The sequence below is a fragment of the Brevibacillus jepli genome, assembly GCF_047229145.1.
In the GTDB taxonomy this organism is placed as follows: Bacteria; Bacillota; Bacilli; order Brevibacillales; family Brevibacillaceae; genus Brevibacillus.
The window spans coordinates 21,169-39,588 of record NZ_JBFEFW010000043.1 but is presented as its reverse complement, the minus strand read 5'-3'; the positions used below and the strand labels follow the sequence as shown (position 1 = coordinate 39,588).

The window sequence follows — 18,420 nt, the reverse complement described above, 5'->3', positions numbered from 1 at the left end:
ATTGTCTCCCACCTCGTCCTCGTTTTCCTCACTATACGTTCTTTAGAGGGGTACGACAACTATTCTGACACAGGGGGAACTGGCGACAGTGTATTTTAACAATCTTCTGCACTCCCGAACAATCTGGACGCACTACAGTAATTTTAGTGCAATGTATGGCGGATCGAGGGCAGTATTTATTCCCGACAGTATCCATGAAAACTAGTATATTAGTGGAGAAGATCCTTTGTCTTCTCCTCCCTAATCATAGAAAATCTTTATAGGGGGAAGTTTAAATGAAGCCAAAAATATTTATTGGTTCTTCTATTGAGGGACTTGATGTAGCCTATGCAATACAGGAAAACCTGGAGTATATCGCTGAATTGACTGTTTGGGATCAGGGTGTCTTTGACTTATCTAGTACAGCTATGCATGATCTCATCGACGAGATTAATCATAGTGACTTCGGTATTTTTGTATTCCACCCAGACGATTATGCGAACATTAGAAGTCATGAGACGATGGTCGTTCGAGATAATGTGGTATTTGAATCAGGGCTATTTATAGGTAAACTCGGGTTGGAGCGAGTGTTTCTTGTAAAGCCACGAGGAAAAACAGGAGATCTTCCACTTCGAATCGCCACAGATTTTGCAGGAATAACGATCGGTACTTATCAAGATGATCGGATGGACGGTAGGTTAAAAGCAGCATTGGGACCATTCTGCAATCAAGTCAGAAAGAAGGTACAAGAGTTAGGCCCTATCGCGTCAGAAGATTTGTACCAAAAAATCAAAAAGCTTGAATCGTTCTCTCGATTCATGTATTATCTGGTTCGATACAGCAAACATACTAAGCAGAGTTATTCCCAAATTCTATCTGCATTCTTGGCTGAGCTTGAATCTACACCATTGTTCAGTAAAAAAGGCACCACTCTATTTCGTTTGGATAGCGAAAAGGGGTATCTTACTCAAATCGGTAGTTCTGGTGTGGTGAACAGTGAGCCGCTTTCCTTTTCCCTGGACCACAATAAAAATAACCCAATTGAACCAAGCTTCGTCGTTCATGCGTTCGAAAATGGCTGGGGCCTATTTCAAAAAGGGAAACGATTGGGTGAAACGGAGTATCTGTATACACGAAGAATCGCAGATAACTTCGTTATTTCCATTCATTTTCTCACAGACCAAGCTTTAGTAGAGGATGAGGTTGAACAGTTTGACGCCATTATATATAATCTAAACAAGGACATCTTTGATTCGTTTCATGTGTTCTTGAAAGGAGAGGTTATAGATGGCGAATAGACGTGTTTCGATAGCTACTCGCGATTCTCTATCTCACGGAAGTGGAGCTTGGAGGGCCAAACGAGGTAATGAAGTGTCACATAATAAAGTAAAGTTTGTCGGGCCATCTGTACTCCGATCTGATGAAGGATTTACACTAATTGCATCCGGAAACGGTGAGGTTAAGTACGGGGTTCCAAGTTTTATTAAATAATCATTAGGAGCGGGATTTTCCGCTCCTTTTTTGTTTGGAGAGGTGCGATATAGAAGCGAGGTGGTCACGGACATGGTGGGCGTGCAATTCCAGCAGTTCTTTGAAACGTGTACCGTGCTCCGTCGAGATTTTCCCCCGACCCACTCAATATGCTCGGGAGTCAGATTTTCCTGAAGCGGCAGCATGCTGGCCCTCATCATTTGGAACAGGGAGCAGATGCTGCTTGCGCTGAAAAGGAGATGAAGAGCTATTCTTTTTTTCCAAAAAAGAGAGAGAAAACATCACTCCCTGGGCCTGCTTGTTTTAAAGCATAATAAAGTGGATTTACTTGTTCCTCTATATGGTTGCGAGCATTTTCAGTTTTGAATATTTCAATTAGCTTAACTCCACCAAGTTTGTCAATTGATCTGTCAGCAGCATATTCCATGATTGCTTTCGCTTGAAGATAGTCTTGAAACTTATCAATGACCTCCTGAGGATAGTCATTACTGAATAGTTGAATAAGTGGAAAATCACGAGTGGTTAGTAATCCATCTTTATGCTCATGCCAGATAACAGTAGTCGGGATCCGGTACTTATGTAACTGTGAAATAAACATAAACGTTGAATTTGAATCTTCAAAAATACCGGTTTCACCGCAAACAAAGCAAGGAGTGTTGCCAATTTCCTTAGTTCCCTTACAAATTGGACATATTATTATTTCTTTTTCAACAGTAATTTGATTGCTAGAAGTATTAATTATAAAACGAAGTGAATCTCCCGTATTTAAGGACAGCAGTTCGCGTACTTGTTGAGGAATCGTTATTTGACCTTTTGAAGTAATCGTAGCGGTCTTGATAATTGTGTCCATAAGTTCATCTCCTTACTTTATTCCTTACTTTTGATTCTAAGATGAAATGTAAGGAATCGTCAACAATGAAAACGTTCACTTAAAAAGTCGTTTTAGAATAATTACTTGTCATTACGCTAACGGGAAGAATAGCGTAATAAAACAGCTTTGCTTGTTTGTAGGTTGTGTGAATGGGGGCGGTTCGATTTTTCCCCCGTTAATTAATTTTATTTATCAGTGGTGGTATAGATAATGGGGGTTACTGTCCTATATTTACACAAAAAAAGATGCTATCGTTTTCTTAATGATGAGGGGGAAATGAAAGATGACAATGGTTATAGCATATACTTGGCAAGATAAAATTATCATGATGGCAGACAGCAGAGAGTCCAGAAAAGATAGTGAAGGCAAGATCGTCGAATTTAATGACGACCAAACCAAATTAATTCCTGTAAATAAGAAAGTGGTTATTGGAAATGCAGGTTTACGGAAAGTGTATCTAGGTCAAGGGCAATATTATGACTTAAATAATATCACTCAATACTTCGTAGAAAAAAATGAGCAACTTATTTTAATGCGACCAGGCAAAGAATCATTAAAAGCACTTGTGGATATGTGGAATAAAACCCTGAGTGAGAACCTTGGTCGTGACCCTTACATTCCAGCCAATAGCTATTGTTTTTTGCTCGCTAAGTGGGAGCATAATGAGGAAGGTTTTCTCGTTCCACACATTAATACGTACCAATCACACTTCAATGAGTTTCAGTATGGGGGCAAGTATGCAGTCGTTGGGGATGATGCGGTATATCGAATTATAGAACCTTTTTTTGATACCAATACGGACGACTGGACATTTGAGGAAGTACTGGATCACTATAAAAAAGGGTATGTCGAAGTCATGAAAAAAGTGGATAGCGTCGGAGGTCCAATCGACGTGTATGTATTGGAAGCCAATTCCTATGGATCTCATTGGTACAATCGAAAAATTAAAAAGCCTGAATAACAAGTCGCTCGACTTGAATTTATGGTGAAAGAATTCAGGTATGGGGTGGGGTGTTGAACAGCAACCTTTCTCATTGTACTAACGGGCTCGATAGTTTAAAAGACAAGCAGTATAACACTTTATTTTCTTGGTTTGACTAGCTTTTGTTCAGAAGGATTGAGTAGTTTAATGCTTATTTTTCTTAGGTAAGAATTATTTTATTCTGAAATGCGTCAAGTGCCAGTCTAATACTATATCTATATTCTTTATGAACATTTACACTGAAATTTCCATTACATAGGATTCGGAAGTTAGTGACCAGCTGAGGGTAGTCGAGACCCTCATGCGCGGTCATTTTTTTTCGACTTTTTTATAACTTACTTTTGTTGGATCTTACGTTACGATGGGTACAAGCAAAATCTTCAGGGGGGAAACGACGATGAAGAAATTTTTCGACGACATGCTGAAAACGCGACTGAGAAAGCTCGAGATCGACCCGGACGATCCTTCGTTTCTGGAAGACCCGCGATACGACAGAATCAGAAACGAAAAAGTGAAATACAAGTACGGTTTCGTGACATTGGATTACTATATCCGAAAGGAATGGTTTCCTGTGGTGGATCCAGTAGAGGAGTGTGGGCAGTTCGCTCCAGAGTCGAGGTGGGACGGCCGGGAAATCATGTCGAAAGATTTGATCGCGGAAATTCGGCACGAGACGAAATCTCAGTGCACCGACTGGAGGAAATACGATGACGAGAACATCAAGAACAAGCTGTTCGGGACGAGCGGGCTGCGTGAAAATTTGAAGCGGCGGGTCGGTTTCGATACTGAGCCGTACCGGCAGCGTCAAACATTTGAGGAGTTCCAATTGCTTAAAATATTGTATCAAATCGAAAAGCATCACAGCGACAAGGTGAATGTAACGAAGCTTCTTGGCGACTTGTCGCTCGAAAATGTTGACCGCAGCATCCTCGGCGAGAGGAGCGTCCATGGTCATGTCGTCACACAACTGCTGACGGAAGTGCAGTTGGCGATCGAACCGCGCTTTCCCGTTATTGCCAATCAAACAATCATCGCCCTGACGATGGCTTGGAACGAAAAGCTGCTGCAGATTGCCGCCATAACTCGCACTAAACACCCGAAGCATTTCCGTGTCGCAGAACTAAAGAGAATATTGGACTACGCTACACTGCTGCTGGATCGGCTGGACGACCCCCAACCCGTGTCAGACAATCGTCTGCTAGAGTCGTTTTATTTGCGCGTGCTCCAATTGCAGCAAATAGCCCGGACGCACGATATCGACCGGGTGACAAGCTTCGTCGCCGGTTCTAGGCAGACAGAGGACCTCGGGAAACAGGAAGTGCGGCCGATTCCGTTCATCCCTCACGAAATCACGGATGCCGCAGAGTTTGTAAGGGAGAATATGGACGACATCGCACCGCTCGTCTATCCCAATGAGCTGATAACGAAAAAGCTTCGGCAACGTTTGCTTAAGCAGGCGACGGCTGTTCCAGAGCTATTGGACCTGTATAATAAGCAAAAAGTCTCGTTCCATCCCCAGGCGCTGACCCCTCTCTTCTTGATCAGTTGCTTGCAGGAAATCGCTCTCAGCAACTCCATGGATAAGGGGGATGATGAATACGAATTCAAAAATGAGTATTACTTGGCGGACGGGAAACCGCGGACGCTGACGTCCGCTTTGAAGAATATGACGACACAGCTTGACGTCGAAGAGGCGTTTCAGCTCGTCTGGACGACCAAACTAGAGCGGAGAATATACGCCAATCAGGAGCTCCTGGATGAGTATTTACTGCTGCTGAACATTGGTACGGTCTGCAACCGAATGATTCAGAAAACGATGCAGGTTCCTGATCTCGTCACGATGCGTGTTTGGAATGAATTTTTACTATCACAGATGATTGTTAACGAATATATCCCGATCGTTCTGGCAGCTGGAGAATTTGACCGCATCGTGACAAAAGTGACCGGACTGTCCTGCGATTTGCGGACGATGCGCCTGTTCTCATATTTTACGGGCAGTGCGGAGGCTGTCGCGATCACGAATACAATCCTGCGCGAAATTGAATCCGCTCTACGTCGTCCACCTACGGGGCCGGATGAGCTGCGGTACATGAAACTGCGGATGTTCGGAGATTCGTATTGCTTGGTATATTCCATCGACGCAGTGCGAAGGACATTTGTTTTGCGGTTGTTCATGCCCGAAACGAGCGATGAGTATTGTGCGCTGATGGCGAAAGCGGGGCTGGGGAAGTTTGTCATGATCGGTTAACCAGTCGGTAAATCGGGTAATGAGAAGTTTGAGGGGCACTCAACGATTCCAAATGGTAGATGCGGTCTTGTTCGACGTCTTCGCCGGGATGATTGATTGGGCCCGCCAAAACGCCCCTGCCGCGGCTACGGTCGGAAGTATTAAGGGTTATGAGGTCCTACCGGTCGGACGTAGCCCTGAGGAACCTCTCTCGCGGATCAGTTATGCGCCGGGCGATTCGGTGACGTTAAATAGAGTAAAGGACAGATTAACATGATCGATATAGTTTCAATTTACAATATCGTCTTGGCTGTACATTATGAGTTGGATTGGGAGGAACAGGAGAACCTTCAAGAAGCGTATAATACGTACTGCAAGCTGACATCCGCAAAGCAAAAGCGATTTGACGCGCTTGTGACCAAGGCAGTAGCCGCATGTCAGGATCTGTTCCGAAGCATGCCGGCGACGCATCGAACGCAACTCGATATGGACATTCGGACCGAGATCGAAGGAGAAATTTATCTTAAACTCGAACCGATATTCCGGCAATATCTGTCGTAGACAAAAGGCATTTTCGGCGGGAGAGAGATCGCTCTTTTCCCGCTGCAACTTCTATATCTTTCTGTGAAACGGCATGGTATAAGTTCGAGCATGCTTTATTTTTATTAAAAGCTGCCGGTCCGGAATTACCCGAGCGCGGAGGGGATTAGCTCCGCTCTTAAAATGAAATTATTTCAGTAGTATGAATGGATAGCGTTGAAGAACTATATCGGTATGGTTCGGGTTACGTTTCCGATCGCGCCAATAGCGTTGTGGATATACGGGACTGTTGGAGCCTTCCGTGCTATCATCTTATCGGAAGGGTCGGTCGCGAGTGCCAAGCAATCGTACTGGCCACTGACCACCTCCGAATGGGATCGGAACCCTCCTTGCCGGAAAATGGACCCCTGCAACAATTGAAAGGGAACACCCTATGTCGCAAAGAGCACAAGATGAGTGACTGACGCAAAGGAAATATGGTACAATGTAGAATAATATGTATGATTAACTCTTTCCTATGTTTCTGACATGCGTCGGAAATGATTGACTAACGAATACACTCCATTCGAGTGATAGACATGTTTGAATTACCTTTCAGGGGTATTGTCTATCATTGGAATGGGGTGTTTTTTTCTGCCCAAATCAACCAACATTACTTAACAAAGGAGAAATGTTTCATGAGTAATCAACAGGTCATTGGAGAGAATGTACCTTATTTTGCGGAAAAGGAAATCAGTAATGTTCTTGGTCAGGCTTACAAGTTAGACAGTGCTGAATACAAAATTGCGTACTACGCATTTAATGTTTTGTGGGATTCACTAGAAAAAATGACAGATAAGGAGAGACAAAACCTTGCAGCCTCCATGGGTATTTCGGAAGAAGAGCTTATGTTAATAGCCGAGGAATTGTTCACCAATAATGCAAATCCGGATGTGGACGAAAAGACAATTAAGTTCGATCCGGAAGTTATGCGTGAACTGGCCAAAACAGACCGACTCATCTCGTTTCAAATGAAGACCCTCGGGGATGATGACCGCAGCCTGGAAGCCATCTATATTGGTGAAATTCTGAATGACAGCCTGTTTGAAGAACTATACCAACAGGCAGCATTTAAGCTGAAAAGTAAGTCATAAATTAGGAGGAGCTCGCATGGAATACGTGTATGGCGCAATTATTGGTCTCGTCATATCCGCGGTCTGGCAATGGAAATTAATAATTGACCTATGGACATGGAAGAAACGCCGTAGGGCCAAACTGGAGTCGTATGAACAGCAGCAACTCAAGGCCCTTAAGTCGAAACAACTTGAGGAAGTAAGATGCAATGCGGACTAGACAATGGTCACGATGGTGAATGAAGTCTCAAAAATGGGGTTTTTGGGGATTGTAAAAAATAGAGGAGGCGAAAGTCCTCTGGCTGGATAGAAGAACGGAGTGGTGAGTAGCCACTCCTTTTTGCAGTCATGACTATAAATATGGAAGATAACTATCTGTTTATAGAAGGAAATCAAAGGGTTTCAATTTCAGCAAGCCTTAAGAAATGGAATAATACAGTTCGTAAGATATGGTCTAGCCTCCAAAACCTTGGATTTTCATTTCATGGGGTTGTAAGAGATCACAGTGCGGTTTTTGCTTATGATCGGGATTTTATAGTTTTGCACCATTTTAATCACGATCAGCCTGTCACTAAAATGATGGGGATTGATAGTGGTTTCCATTGGTGGAACCTTTTTGAGAAGAATGATAGCCTTGGACAAATGCTTGCCTGTATCGAAGAAGAGGGCTTTACCTTTATGATTCCTGAGCAAGTTTTCACGGATGCTTTTCTCCACAACTTGTTACCGGATCAATTATGGGACTGGCATTTGGACTCACCAAAAAGCAAATTTTTGATATGGGCTCAGAATGGGGAGACCTCATTATTAATCGAATACTTCCCAGAAAAAGAACTCGCTCCCTATGGAGTGGGGGAACCATTAGAATGGCCCGATTTACTTTTTGAGTTTGAATTTATATCCTCAGAATGGGATGAGCTCTTTGAGATTGGCGATTCCAAGATACCTACTTCTTCTATTAAAACAACAAGTGAAGCCTTAACTATTTTGGAAGAAATGCCGGCGGGTGCTTTGGAAATTGCAAGGAAGGCGATCGATAAAGTGATGACTTCCTTTTCACGGGTCTGTGTTACCTACTCGGGAGGGAAAGATTCCCACACCTGCCTTCTACTCGTTATTAAATATCTGCTGGATAGACCGGAATGTAAAACGGAAGTCATTGTTGTGAGCTCGGATACGGGTGTCGAGAACACGGTTTTAAAACAGCATATACTGCGTGTGAAGGAAATGGTCGAATCACTCCCGCTTTCGATACCATTTTATATCGTAAAACCCGAATCAGATGATACGTTTTATACATGTGTAATTGGAAAAGGATATTGCCCACCAACTAAGTTGTTTCAATGGTGTGTTCGTCGGTTAAAATTACAACCGGCTCGTCGGGAACTTGAGCGATTATTGCCACCAGGGGAAGAAATGTGCATCATTCTTGGATCCCGTGATACTGAAAGTACCACCCGAGCAAGAAGTAACCTGAAATTCTTTGGTGAGGACTTTTATGGTGAACACTCCATCCCAGGAGTAAAAACAGCCGCTCCGATTCGAACATGGACAGCTACGGAAGTTGTCACATTTCTTGTTCAGGAAATGGCCCCTTGGGAAGGGTACTCAAACCATAATCTCATCCATTTGTATGGATCAGCTGCCGGAGGTTGGACCGAGTGCCCGACTGCCGCTGCAATTATAAACGAAAATGATGCTGTCCAGGCGTGTGGCAGTGCTTCTGGCGCGCGGATGGGATGTGTTACTTGTACTGTCGTTAAACGTGACGATTCGCTAAGAAATATGGCTTTAGATTATCCAGAGCTTCAGCCACATGTAGAGATGCGTACGGTTTTAAAAGCGGCACAGGACATACGTTACGGGGGATTTACTGGCTACCAGAGGAGAGGCAGAGGTAAGTTCAGTGGAGGAATCGGAGACCTTACGATCGATATTCGAACCATTATCCTTCAGCAAATGTATCAATTGCAAATTCCTTGGAATGAAGAAGAGATTATATTGTCATATCAGATGGTTCTTGAACGTGAAAGTGTTGAGGGATTTGCTATCAGTGCACGTTTTCGTGAGGCATTATTCGCTCACTTGCCTGTTCATCCTGGTATAGTTTCAGCGATGTATAGTCCACTTTGGGATCCCTGGGGTTGCGGTGTAGATCGTTTTACCGAAAAAGATATAGCAGCTATTAAACGATTGGAAATATTAGGGCTATAAAAGGATTTTTAAAGGCGGTCGCATATGCGCCGGCTCTACTTTTTTTGTGTCTGTATTGTATCTTCATAGATGTGATCAGATTAGAATTTCGTACTATCCCAGGCTGCTATTACTTTCGTGATTTCTTCAGTGATCGGTTTCCATTCAGTATCGGTAAAGAACTCTTCATCATAGAAAGCTAGATATACATTTTCTACCTCATTATAGAAGTACCCTACGAGTTCTTTCTCGTCCAACTTAATACCTTTTTCAACTGGATAAAATACTCCTTTCTCGATTTCCCTATAAATATGGCATACATCTGCAGGACACATATGTGCGGAAGGGTCTTTATCCATAAGATAGGTAAAACCTCCAATATCCTCAACGTAATAACATTCAGTCCTTTGATTAGGTTTTAAGATCAATCTATTCACTCCCATTTCCTAATGTAGAGAACATAATAAAAGTTGGGAAAGTTAACACTGTAAGTATTATATCACTATGTAGTTACACTCCTGCTTCGCATTATTGCTCATTGGCAACAAAGCCTATGCAATCCCTTTACAATGTCGTGGTAATGCGAATCTTTGAAAGGACAATAGCAAAAACCCTAGGAATAACCTAGGGCAATTACTAAAAAAGCTGGTACTGGCCAATCTCGTTCATTTTGATTTCTACATCTTCATGTATTTCTTCGACCATTGGATGCGGAGCAATATTTTGTAGAGCAAGCCGCTTCTTTCGTTGTTCCACAAACAGTTTATTGCTGGCTTCGATTTCTTCTATTCGCTCGAGGGTATAGCGGTTCAATTTCCCAAATGGGGGATTTGAAGCAACACAATCAAAACCCAGCTCACGCGCTTGTGCAACAACTATTTTGAATTTCATTTCCTTTGATAATGAGCTCCATGGTTTAGCCATTTCTTCTTCATATTGAAAAACTTCCCTCTTCTGAAGATCCAAAGGATTAAGATAGATATCAATCCATTCGCTGTCTTCTTGGAAGATGTTTAATGGTGCCTTCAATTCGCCAATTAGGCTATCACCACAATAGATACGTGTGTTCGTTCTAAATTCAAAGTATTTATTCAATCGTGCTTCTTCACGGGAGTAATGTAGGCCAATAATAGGAGTAGGCGTATAGAGCAGCGGTGGAAGATAGCAAAATGCTTGTATCGATGCTGCCTTAACTAGTAATAGATTGAGATCTACACCAACTGGGGCCAAACTATTAGTAGGAAGTAACATGGCCCCCGCTCCTAAACAAGGTTCGAAAACAGTTTGTACAGTCATATGCGGATTGTCTGAACCCAATATCATATTGATAAAGCTTGTAATTGATAGGGGAGTAGGGTAATATCCGTTCAAACCGGATTGGTTGCCTTCTTCCGCCATAAAATGTGACAAATGGTCACTGGGATGAAGAAGGAATAAACTTATATCGAATTCTTGATATAGATTATTCCAAAGCCTTTCGGATATAGTTGGGCGCTTGCACCAGCTTATTCCGAGAGAGTAACCAATCCAGTCAATGAGAACATCTACCCTTTCGCCTTCCGATCGTACATGATTCATACAACGTTGCAGCATTCGTTGTACCTCATTCGTGCCAGCAACATTGTCCATCCTGCAGGTGGGAAGTGCTTCACCAGAATTAAGTTCACCGTTATGGATGATATTCAACCATTTGAACCAACGGCCCCGAACAATAGTTTCTACCTTCATAGCAAGCCCTCGGTTCCACCCAAAACGGTAGGATGTATCTACTGATGTTGTAGGTTCAACATACAAGGGGTGGCATTCGATTAATCTTAGTTGCATTCTTGTTTCCAGCAACTTTTGCGGTGTTAAGTCATTCTTCATCTGTGCAATAATCTGTTCGATTACTTGCTCCTGAAATGTTTCTTTTTTCCGGCGACCCTCTCCTGGTACAACGGAAATAGTTGGTGAATCACTTTCGACCGAGCTGATAATTCTGTGGGCTAAATTCATACTGACTTCTCCTTTAATGGTTGATGTTGGCTGTTTTTGGACGCAAAAAACCCGCGTCTATACCAAGGACCAATAATGTCTCACCTTGAATGGCAAGAAAGACTACAGACTTGTAGTTTGGTCGCTTTTATAGAAGCGGGTTTATAAAAAAATCATAATCAGACGCTTGTCCGATACGCCAGAGAAAATTAATAAAGGGTAGGAATCTATTATAGCATTTTGTATGAAAACTGAGAAGGATTGCTCCGAATAGTTGAGTAGAGCTTGACGCTGAAAAATCAATGCTACACACGTGCTACAATGGTTGGTAAAACGGGATGTTACCTCGCGAGAGGACGCCAATCTCTTAAAACCAATTCTTGTTTGGGAAGAATAAATTCAGCCATTATTCAGTTGTTATTAATCCATTATTTACATGCATTCTGTTATGAAGTAAACTAAACCCATATAACTATCCTAATTTCTATTTGAACTGCCGCTGGACATGCGTCTCGCGTGAATTAATGATCGTTAGATCGCATTGCTATCTCCTTGAGATAGGATAGTTTTATCGATAATACGATAACATACGCCCTTTGTGGTGACTAATAGCTTTCACTTTTTCTAGTGAAATGCTCATGTCGCTGCAGAGGGCTTTTTTGCGTTCTCAAAAAGCGGAGGTGAATCGAGGGAACGGAACGCAAATTTTTAATGACGTTCAACCGACATTACAACAACCAAAAGGAGAGAGTTCCATGTTTAAAATGGCAAGTGAAGTGTTGAAAGGTACCGTAACACAGCTGGCCAAAGGAGCGAGGAAAAGTAAACTTGGAGAGAAGATGATTTTCCTCACGACTACGGAAGATGGAAATGTTGTTTTTTACGTTAATGGAGACGAGCTTTCCGTTGAAAGACAGGTACCGGCCGAAATTCAGGGGAGTCTAAAAGTGGCCACTTCCGTGAAGGAATTGTACACGAAAGTTTCGGCACTCCCAAATGAGACGGATATTACCGTTGAGTTGAAAGGTACCCTTTTAAAGCTGCGTTGGGGTAAAAAATCAGAAATCTGCTGTGAAATTGTTCCAGAGACAAGTCCTCGTGTAACGATTCCTAAAATTGATGTTTGGGTTACATGGAGACCAGGTGCATTACAGAGCATTGCTCGTATGCTTCCGATGTTTACTGCCAATCCTGCTGAACAAAAAGCGATATCGAACCCATCCATTGCTGGCCCAAATTTTAGCAAGGGTGAAGTAGAGGGTGAGTGTTTTGTCAGGGGGACGGACTCAAATCGTGCAATAACATTTAGGACCAACTCCATACAGTGGTTTGATGAGCCTATTAGTTTGGAATCATCCACTCTATCCGGTGTCGCTGAGCTTCTCCCTGACGAAGCTGAGATCAAGGTGGGAATCTCTGCAAATAAGGGAACAGTACTATTTCAATCAGGCACAACAAAAGCTTTAGTACGTATCCTAACTGGTACATACCCAACTGTGGATCGTGCGTATGACTACGCTACCAAATCGAAATGGACGTTTGATCGACAAGATTTATTGGAGTTATGCAGGCGCGTACGAACACTTTCACTGAACCCTCATAAACCTGGGGTAGAATTTCGAATCAAAGATGGGAAAGTACATGCAGTAATGCCTAATATACTAGATCAATCTGTTTCTGTTGGTATCGAAGGTGAACCTTGCGAGTTTGCTGTGAATGCATCCTATTTGGAAATGGCTGCGGCTGTTTATTTGAAGGCAGAGCAGATCACTTTGTTCGTTAACGGTCCAGATAGACCAATTTCTATAAGAGCCGAAGACAACGATGATATACGAGCCTTGGTTTTGCCTTACAGACTCTTATAAACCAATCGAAAAGTGAGGTGAGTGACCCGTCCAAAATTTCTTGGCGGGTCCTTTTTCATGGCAACCAGAGTAAAACTGAATTCTAAAGGTCTTACGTTTTCTACTGGATCATTACTAGAGGCAATTGGACAAAATGAGTGTTTTGCATGTGAAAATGTCCAGGAAAAGGACCTTTCACTTCATAAACTAATCACAAGTACAACGGATGTTGCAGAAATACGTCCAGTGAAAAGCCTGCGGTTATGGGGGATAGATGTTGAGAAAAACGACATCGAGAAAGTACAACAGCACCTTTCTGCAATGAGGAAGAAGTACTCTTGGCAAATGAAAAAGATTCAGGAGACGAAACAAACTCCCCAGTATTTACATGCTTTACGGATGGTACAGGAGAAGTTTGGAAATGTCTTCAATGACGGTAGTAGCCTTTTTCCTTACCAAATAGAAACTGCTGCCCTAATGATTGTGCTCAAGCGTACACTAACGGCATTAGATACAGGATTAGGGAAGACCAGGACTACTTTGGTTGGAATGGCTGCTGATGACGCAAATAAAAAATCCCTTGTGATCACGATGTCCAGAAATATCAATGACTGGATAAGAGAGTGTGAAACTATTGGGCTGGGGAATGAACATATCGTAGTAGAGAACAAAACGGATTTGCATTCTGACAAAAGAATCCACATTGTCTCCTATGAAAAGTGGGCAACTGATCGCATCGTTTTTAGGCGGAAACCGCATACCTGCTGCCCATCTTGTCAAGTTAGTATCCGCTCCTTATGGATCCAAAGCTTAGGGTATTGTAAATTATGCAAAACAAAAAACTCTCCTTTGCAAGAGGAGCGCTGGTCAGAAGATAATCTGCCGAGTGAATGTCCATGCTGTAAGAAGGATTGGGAAGGTCACTATTCGTGTACTTGTGGGTACACTGTCATCGAAAAGAGGAAACCTGCCCTGTATAAGTACATGCACAACGGCTACAACGCTTGCGCGATAGATGAAGCTCATTATATTAAAAATGGGTTCTCCAAACGAGCAATGGCAGTCCGAGCTGCTCAAACAGATCGGCGATATGCCCTATCAGGTACACCGGCCGAAAATGGAAGTGAAGACCTCTATTGGATTCTAGGTTGGGTAACGGGTTTTTCATCTCGCTTTGAAAATCCCTTAATCCAGCAGCCATACGCTGCATGGGGAAGAGCGGGTGAGGTAGCCTTTCGTGAGCATTTTGGCGGTGGTAAGAAGCGAGCTGTATTTGACATCGACTCAGTGGCGCCGCGGGTATCAAATCACGTTGAACTTTGGAATATGCTCGATACACTTATGATCCGTAAACGAAAGCAAGACGAAGGGGTTGCGGAGTGGATCGAGGTTCCAAAGCCTAAAAACCATCGCATGCATCTTGCATTGCATGAGGCAGAACGGGAACTCTATGACCAAATTCTAGCTGATTTCAAAAATTGGTATGAGATGGAGCTGGCTAGGAAAGAAGCTGCAGCTGCAAAAAACGAAGTATATCGAATATCGACAATCAGTATTTGTGCCTGGATGGATAAACTTCGTAAGGCAGCTTCATGCCCTTGGTCATTTGATAGATATGATGCCATAAAATCGAATGGGACAACTGCTAAGCTCGAGTACATGAAGAATAAGGCAAAGGATCTTCTCCGGCGGGGTAAGAAGTTATTAGTTTTCTCGTCTCATAAAGAGACAGTTGAACAGCTTGCACTGCTTCTGGATGGGGTTATTCCAGGTAAAAAGGCTGCTTACATCCATGGAGATGTAAAGATGCAATATCGTTGGGACCTAATGAAAAAATTCCAAGACCCTAACGATCCAATGAGCATCCTGGTTATGTCTACAAAAACTGGGGCTGAAAGTTATACATTAACCGAAGCTAAGGCAGTATTCCTTTTCGATCTTGATTTTAATGCGAAGAAAATCGAACAATGCTATAGCCGTGCTGTCCGTATTGGGCAAAGGGATATCGTCGACATTCACTGGCTTCTAGGCGTTGATACCATTGATGTGAACATGCATGGTCTTGTTCTCTCTAAGGCATCAGGGGTTGATTTGGCAATAGATAGAGAAGAACTGGATTTTGCAAAAATTGCTCAAGAATTCGAAGGGGACCGTGTCGCCGGGGCGAGCACCGCGATCGATTACGAGAAGTTTGCAGCTGAAATGCTTTCTCGAGGTACGAAGCGTGTTGCTTCATAAAAACATAACTAGGTTAACGGAGTGATAAAAATGCATCCAGTTTTTGAGCGAAGTACTGGTCATTTAATTATTGAATGGTATGAAAAAAAGAAGGATTCAACTGCTTCTCCAACCAGACATTATTTTTCAGCTAAACCCTCCACACTTCAGCTGCATCCTAAAGACCCCAAGCGCATAGTGAGAGCAACTTTCATAGACAAAATGCCAGTTTGGATGGAAAAATACTGCAAAGAATACGACTTCCAATCCAGACAGGTAACCCGTTTTGGTGAAGTCGGTTTTTGGATTGCCAATTGGAACGTATACCCAAGTGGTAATAAACCATTTAGTTCTCCACATATTGATGGTGCGGTTGAACAGTTTGTAAAACGAATACCCGATTTCATGGAAGAGCAGCGAGAACGCTTGCTAGCAAACCGTGAAACAATTAAACAGAATCTGATGCATCATCCGGATGCGTTCGAAAAGTTTGGACTGTATTATCGGTCGGAAGAACTTAGTGGAAATGGTGGTTGCATAGTAGTAGAAGATGTTATCCCCCCCTCTAATGGTGAATCTGATGAAGATTATAGAAAACGGATCTTGAAAGACGGGAAATTGGAGCAACTTATTAACGAGATAATATTACCGCTTCCTGCTCCGATAGATTTCGCCACTGACAATGCGGCAGAAGCAGAGGAACTTTCTGAAGAAGTTCTTGACGAAGAAATTTTAATCGATGATGTTTTAGAAGAAATCATCGAGGATGAAGAGCTGGTTATTGCCATTCTTGATTTCGAGGAGGCAGATGAAATTAGTGAGGAGAACTATGAATCAGAAAATGAAGGAGTCGAATTGATTCAACCCGATAGGGAAGGACAAATAGCTGATGTTGAAATACAAATAGACGATATTAGCGGAAAAGATAACGATGCAGGGATTTCTCCAGATAATCCTGGCCAAGATGTATCGAAGGGAGAAGCAATACAAGAAAGTACCGATACCAGTCTGTTTGAAGAGCAATCGGCACTCAAGGAAACTGAAAATGATGTAACAGTTGTTGAAGCAAATGGTAAGAGAGATATCGAAGGACAACTAGCATTATTTTAATATCTGTAACCAACTCCTACTCTATTGGTAGGAGTTTTTTCGGTTGGTAGGGCTGAAAGTACGATGGTCTTGTTGTTTCAAAATCTCTAACAGATCCGGACGCAAGGAAACGAAATCAATGAATGTGCAACTTCTAGATCAGGTAACCAACGTTGCATTTAGGAGGGGGGCTGTCCTAGCTACCGTACACATACGGTTTGTACAAATAAACTAGACGAGTATTGTTTTGGTTTTGTATAAATGGTATATTAAACCTAATATATCTGATTAATTCTTTTCGGGATCTCTGACAAGCGTCGGGGAGTATTATTGCTTTGGATCATGTTTTTTAACATATTAACGTCTACGCTTAATCCTTACGAAATGGAACTACTATTCTTATTATAGGGGTAGTTTATCCATTCATTAGTAGAGGATTTTTTGTTATTCCAAAAAACACCGGTTGGTGGAGTATAAGTCACTATTGACTTTGTGCTCTCACTCACCGGTGTTTTTTGTTTTTATAAAACAATCACACCAACCAAAAGGGAGAGAAGAAGGATGGACGCATTACAACAAAGCTGGGAGCACCACTCCATTTTCGAAGGGATAAACGATGATCTGGTTCTTCACTTCGCAAAAGAAGAATTACAGAAGCATAAGTACATTTCGAAAAGGGAGCTGCAAAAAATTGCAAAGCGAAAGGCGCTTAAGCAAAAGCTGCAGTGGATAATCCAAGATATGACAATGGGTTTGACCTTATTTGGAATTGTAGGGGCGGTATTCCTGAGTATTTACTTGGCCTATAGCCTTTAAGTCGAAGGCCAGGGGGAGAAGAAGGATGAATGAAGCAATCAACTTTGCAGGTCTGTATCTGTTCCTATTCTTTGGACTGCCACTCATTGTTGGGATTATTGGCGGTATTTGGGGGATAGTAACCCATGGTCAAACGCGTAGTGCGTGGGCAGAAATTCCAATTGCCCGTCCGGTAGAACCACAAGTACCGGTTTTTGAAAAAGAACTCGTTGACAATGAGCGGGTAGAAGAAATTGTAAATGAAATAACAAAAGGGCGAGATGAGCTTACTTATCACGTGAGCGAGCCTTCAGTTGCGATGGAAAGAAACATCAACGATTTGTTCCTTGCAATCCAGGAGCAGCCTCAACAGGAAATCCTCATATCATCTGCTGTGGATGAGGACGATAACTCTTCTGAATCAACTGATCCTGACATTGAGGAGAAATTGGAGGAGACGTATTGGCATAATCTTTCTGAGCAATTTGGTGATCATTCCATTCAAAATCTGGAGGACCAAGGTGTATCTCATGATTTTGAAGTACAAACGTTTCTCGAGGTAACGACGCCGCATAAGGAAAACATGGAGGTCATTGAAACAGACACAAACTCAGTTTCAATTGATGATCAGGTGGTTGAGACACCTTATATGGAGGAGGATATTCTGTGGGAATGTGCGGGCGAGAATGAAGAAAGCGAACACACATTTGATGATGAAGCTTTTTCATTTGATACTGCGCCTTCCGTTCTACAGCCGGCACACTATAAAGCAATTGAGCGGAAATTCGGTTCGATTGTAGCACAAGCCATCACGACAACCCCTGCTTTTGGTCCAACGGGGATGCACGATGTCATGATTGGACGAATATCACATAGTATTGCCGGATATGCATTACATTTCGCTGATAGCTCTATCCTCTTGAGTGGCAACTTTCGAAGGGAAGACGGCCTCACCGTTTTGGTATATGGGCAGTTTATCTCATACGAGAAGTTCTATGTTGCAAAATGTGAAGATCCATTTTCACTGAGTAGCTCACTACCATTTAGTTACCCAATTGAAGATGAGAACGTTGAAGCAGCAGTTAGTACGTGAAAGCGGGAGCTTG

At 42.6% G+C, this 18,420-nt stretch carries 14 protein-coding genes; 11 read left to right on the top strand and 3 right to left on the bottom strand.

Features of this window, described 5'->3' with window-relative positions; all coding sequences use genetic code 11:
* The first annotated feature begins 275 nt into the window (after positions 1-275).
* Positions 276-1,277 (top strand): TIR domain-containing protein, encoded by a 1,002-nt coding sequence (locus tag AB1L17_RS29015; RefSeq protein ID WP_412848386.1) that lies wholly within the window; start codon positions 276-278, stop codon positions 1,275-1,277.
* Positions 1,278-1,717: 440 nt separating this feature from the next.
* On the opposite strand, the gene AB1L17_RS29010 is transcribed toward AB1L17_RS29015, so the two are convergent.
* On the bottom strand, positions 1,718-2,320 hold the full coding sequence (locus AB1L17_RS29010; RefSeq protein WP_412848385.1) for an AbrB/MazE/SpoVT family DNA-binding domain-containing protein: 603 nt from the start codon (positions 2,318-2,320) through the stop codon (positions 1,718-1,720).
* A gap of 304 nt (positions 2,321-2,624) precedes the next feature.
* On the opposite strand from AB1L17_RS29010, the gene AB1L17_RS29005 reads away from it, so the two are divergent.
* From AB1L17_RS29005 to AB1L17_RS28985, 5 genes are all read left to right on the top strand, one after another.
* Positions 2,625-3,302: an Ntn hydrolase family protein gene (locus tag AB1L17_RS29005; protein WP_412848384.1), complete on the top strand. Its 678-nt coding sequence runs from the start codon at positions 2,625-2,627 to the stop codon at positions 3,300-3,302.
* 418 nt (positions 3,303-3,720) lie between these two features.
* The gene (locus tag AB1L17_RS29000; protein ID WP_412848383.1) at positions 3,721-5,571 is read left to right on the top strand and encodes a hypothetical protein; all 1,851 of its coding nucleotides are present in this window, start codon (positions 3,721-3,723) and stop codon (positions 5,569-5,571) included.
* Between the two features lie 252 nt (positions 5,572-5,823).
* Positions 5,824-6,111 (top strand): hypothetical protein, encoded by a 288-nt coding sequence (locus AB1L17_RS28995; protein WP_412848382.1) that lies wholly within the window; start codon positions 5,824-5,826, stop codon positions 6,109-6,111.
* Between the two features lie 656 nt (positions 6,112-6,767).
* Entirely contained in the window at positions 6,768-7,223 is a 456-nt protein-coding gene (locus AB1L17_RS28990) for a hypothetical protein (protein ID WP_412848381.1), read from the top strand.
* Positions 7,224-7,562: 339 nt separating this feature from the next.
* Positions 7,563-9,416, top strand: coding sequence for a phosphoadenosine phosphosulfate reductase domain-containing protein (locus tag AB1L17_RS28985; protein WP_412848380.1), 1,854 nt, complete (start codon positions 7,563-7,565; stop codon positions 9,414-9,416).
* 80 nt (positions 9,417-9,496) lie between these two features.
* On the opposite strand, the gene AB1L17_RS28980 is transcribed toward AB1L17_RS28985, so the two are convergent.
* A complete protein-coding gene (locus AB1L17_RS28980) occupies positions 9,497-9,832 on the bottom strand; it encodes a hypothetical protein (RefSeq protein WP_412848379.1) in 336 nt (111 codons plus the stop codon).
* A gap of 199 nt (positions 9,833-10,031) precedes the next feature.
* Positions 10,032-11,390, bottom strand: coding sequence for a hypothetical protein (locus AB1L17_RS28975; protein WP_412848378.1), 1,359 nt, complete (start codon positions 11,388-11,390; stop codon positions 10,032-10,034).
* Between the two features lie 734 nt (positions 11,391-12,124).
* Between AB1L17_RS28975 and AB1L17_RS28970 the strand changes: the two genes are divergently transcribed.
* The 5 genes from AB1L17_RS28970 to AB1L17_RS28950 all read left to right on the top strand — a co-directional run bounded on the left by AB1L17_RS28970 (position 12,125) and on the right by AB1L17_RS28950 (position 18,407).
* A complete protein-coding gene (locus tag AB1L17_RS28970) occupies positions 12,125-13,234 on the top strand; it encodes a hypothetical protein (RefSeq protein WP_412848377.1) in 1,110 nt (369 codons plus the stop codon).
* A gap of 57 nt (positions 13,235-13,291) precedes the next feature.
* Positions 13,292-15,451, top strand: a complete 2,160-nt coding sequence (locus AB1L17_RS28965; protein WP_412848376.1) for an SNF2-related protein — start codon at positions 13,292-13,294, stop codon at positions 15,449-15,451.
* Between the two features lie 30 nt (positions 15,452-15,481).
* Positions 15,482-16,540 (top strand): hypothetical protein, encoded by a 1,059-nt coding sequence (locus AB1L17_RS28960; RefSeq protein ID WP_412848375.1) that lies wholly within the window; start codon positions 15,482-15,484, stop codon positions 16,538-16,540.
* Between the two features lie 540 nt (positions 16,541-17,080).
* A complete protein-coding gene (locus AB1L17_RS28955; protein WP_412848374.1) occupies positions 17,081-17,335 on the top strand; it encodes a hypothetical protein in 255 nt (84 codons plus the stop codon).
* Between the two features lie 25 nt (positions 17,336-17,360).
* The gene (locus AB1L17_RS28950) at positions 17,361-18,407 is read left to right on the top strand and encodes a hypothetical protein (RefSeq protein ID WP_412848373.1); all 1,047 of its coding nucleotides are present in this window, start codon (positions 17,361-17,363) and stop codon (positions 18,405-18,407) included.
* Positions 18,408-18,420 lie beyond the last annotated feature (13 nt).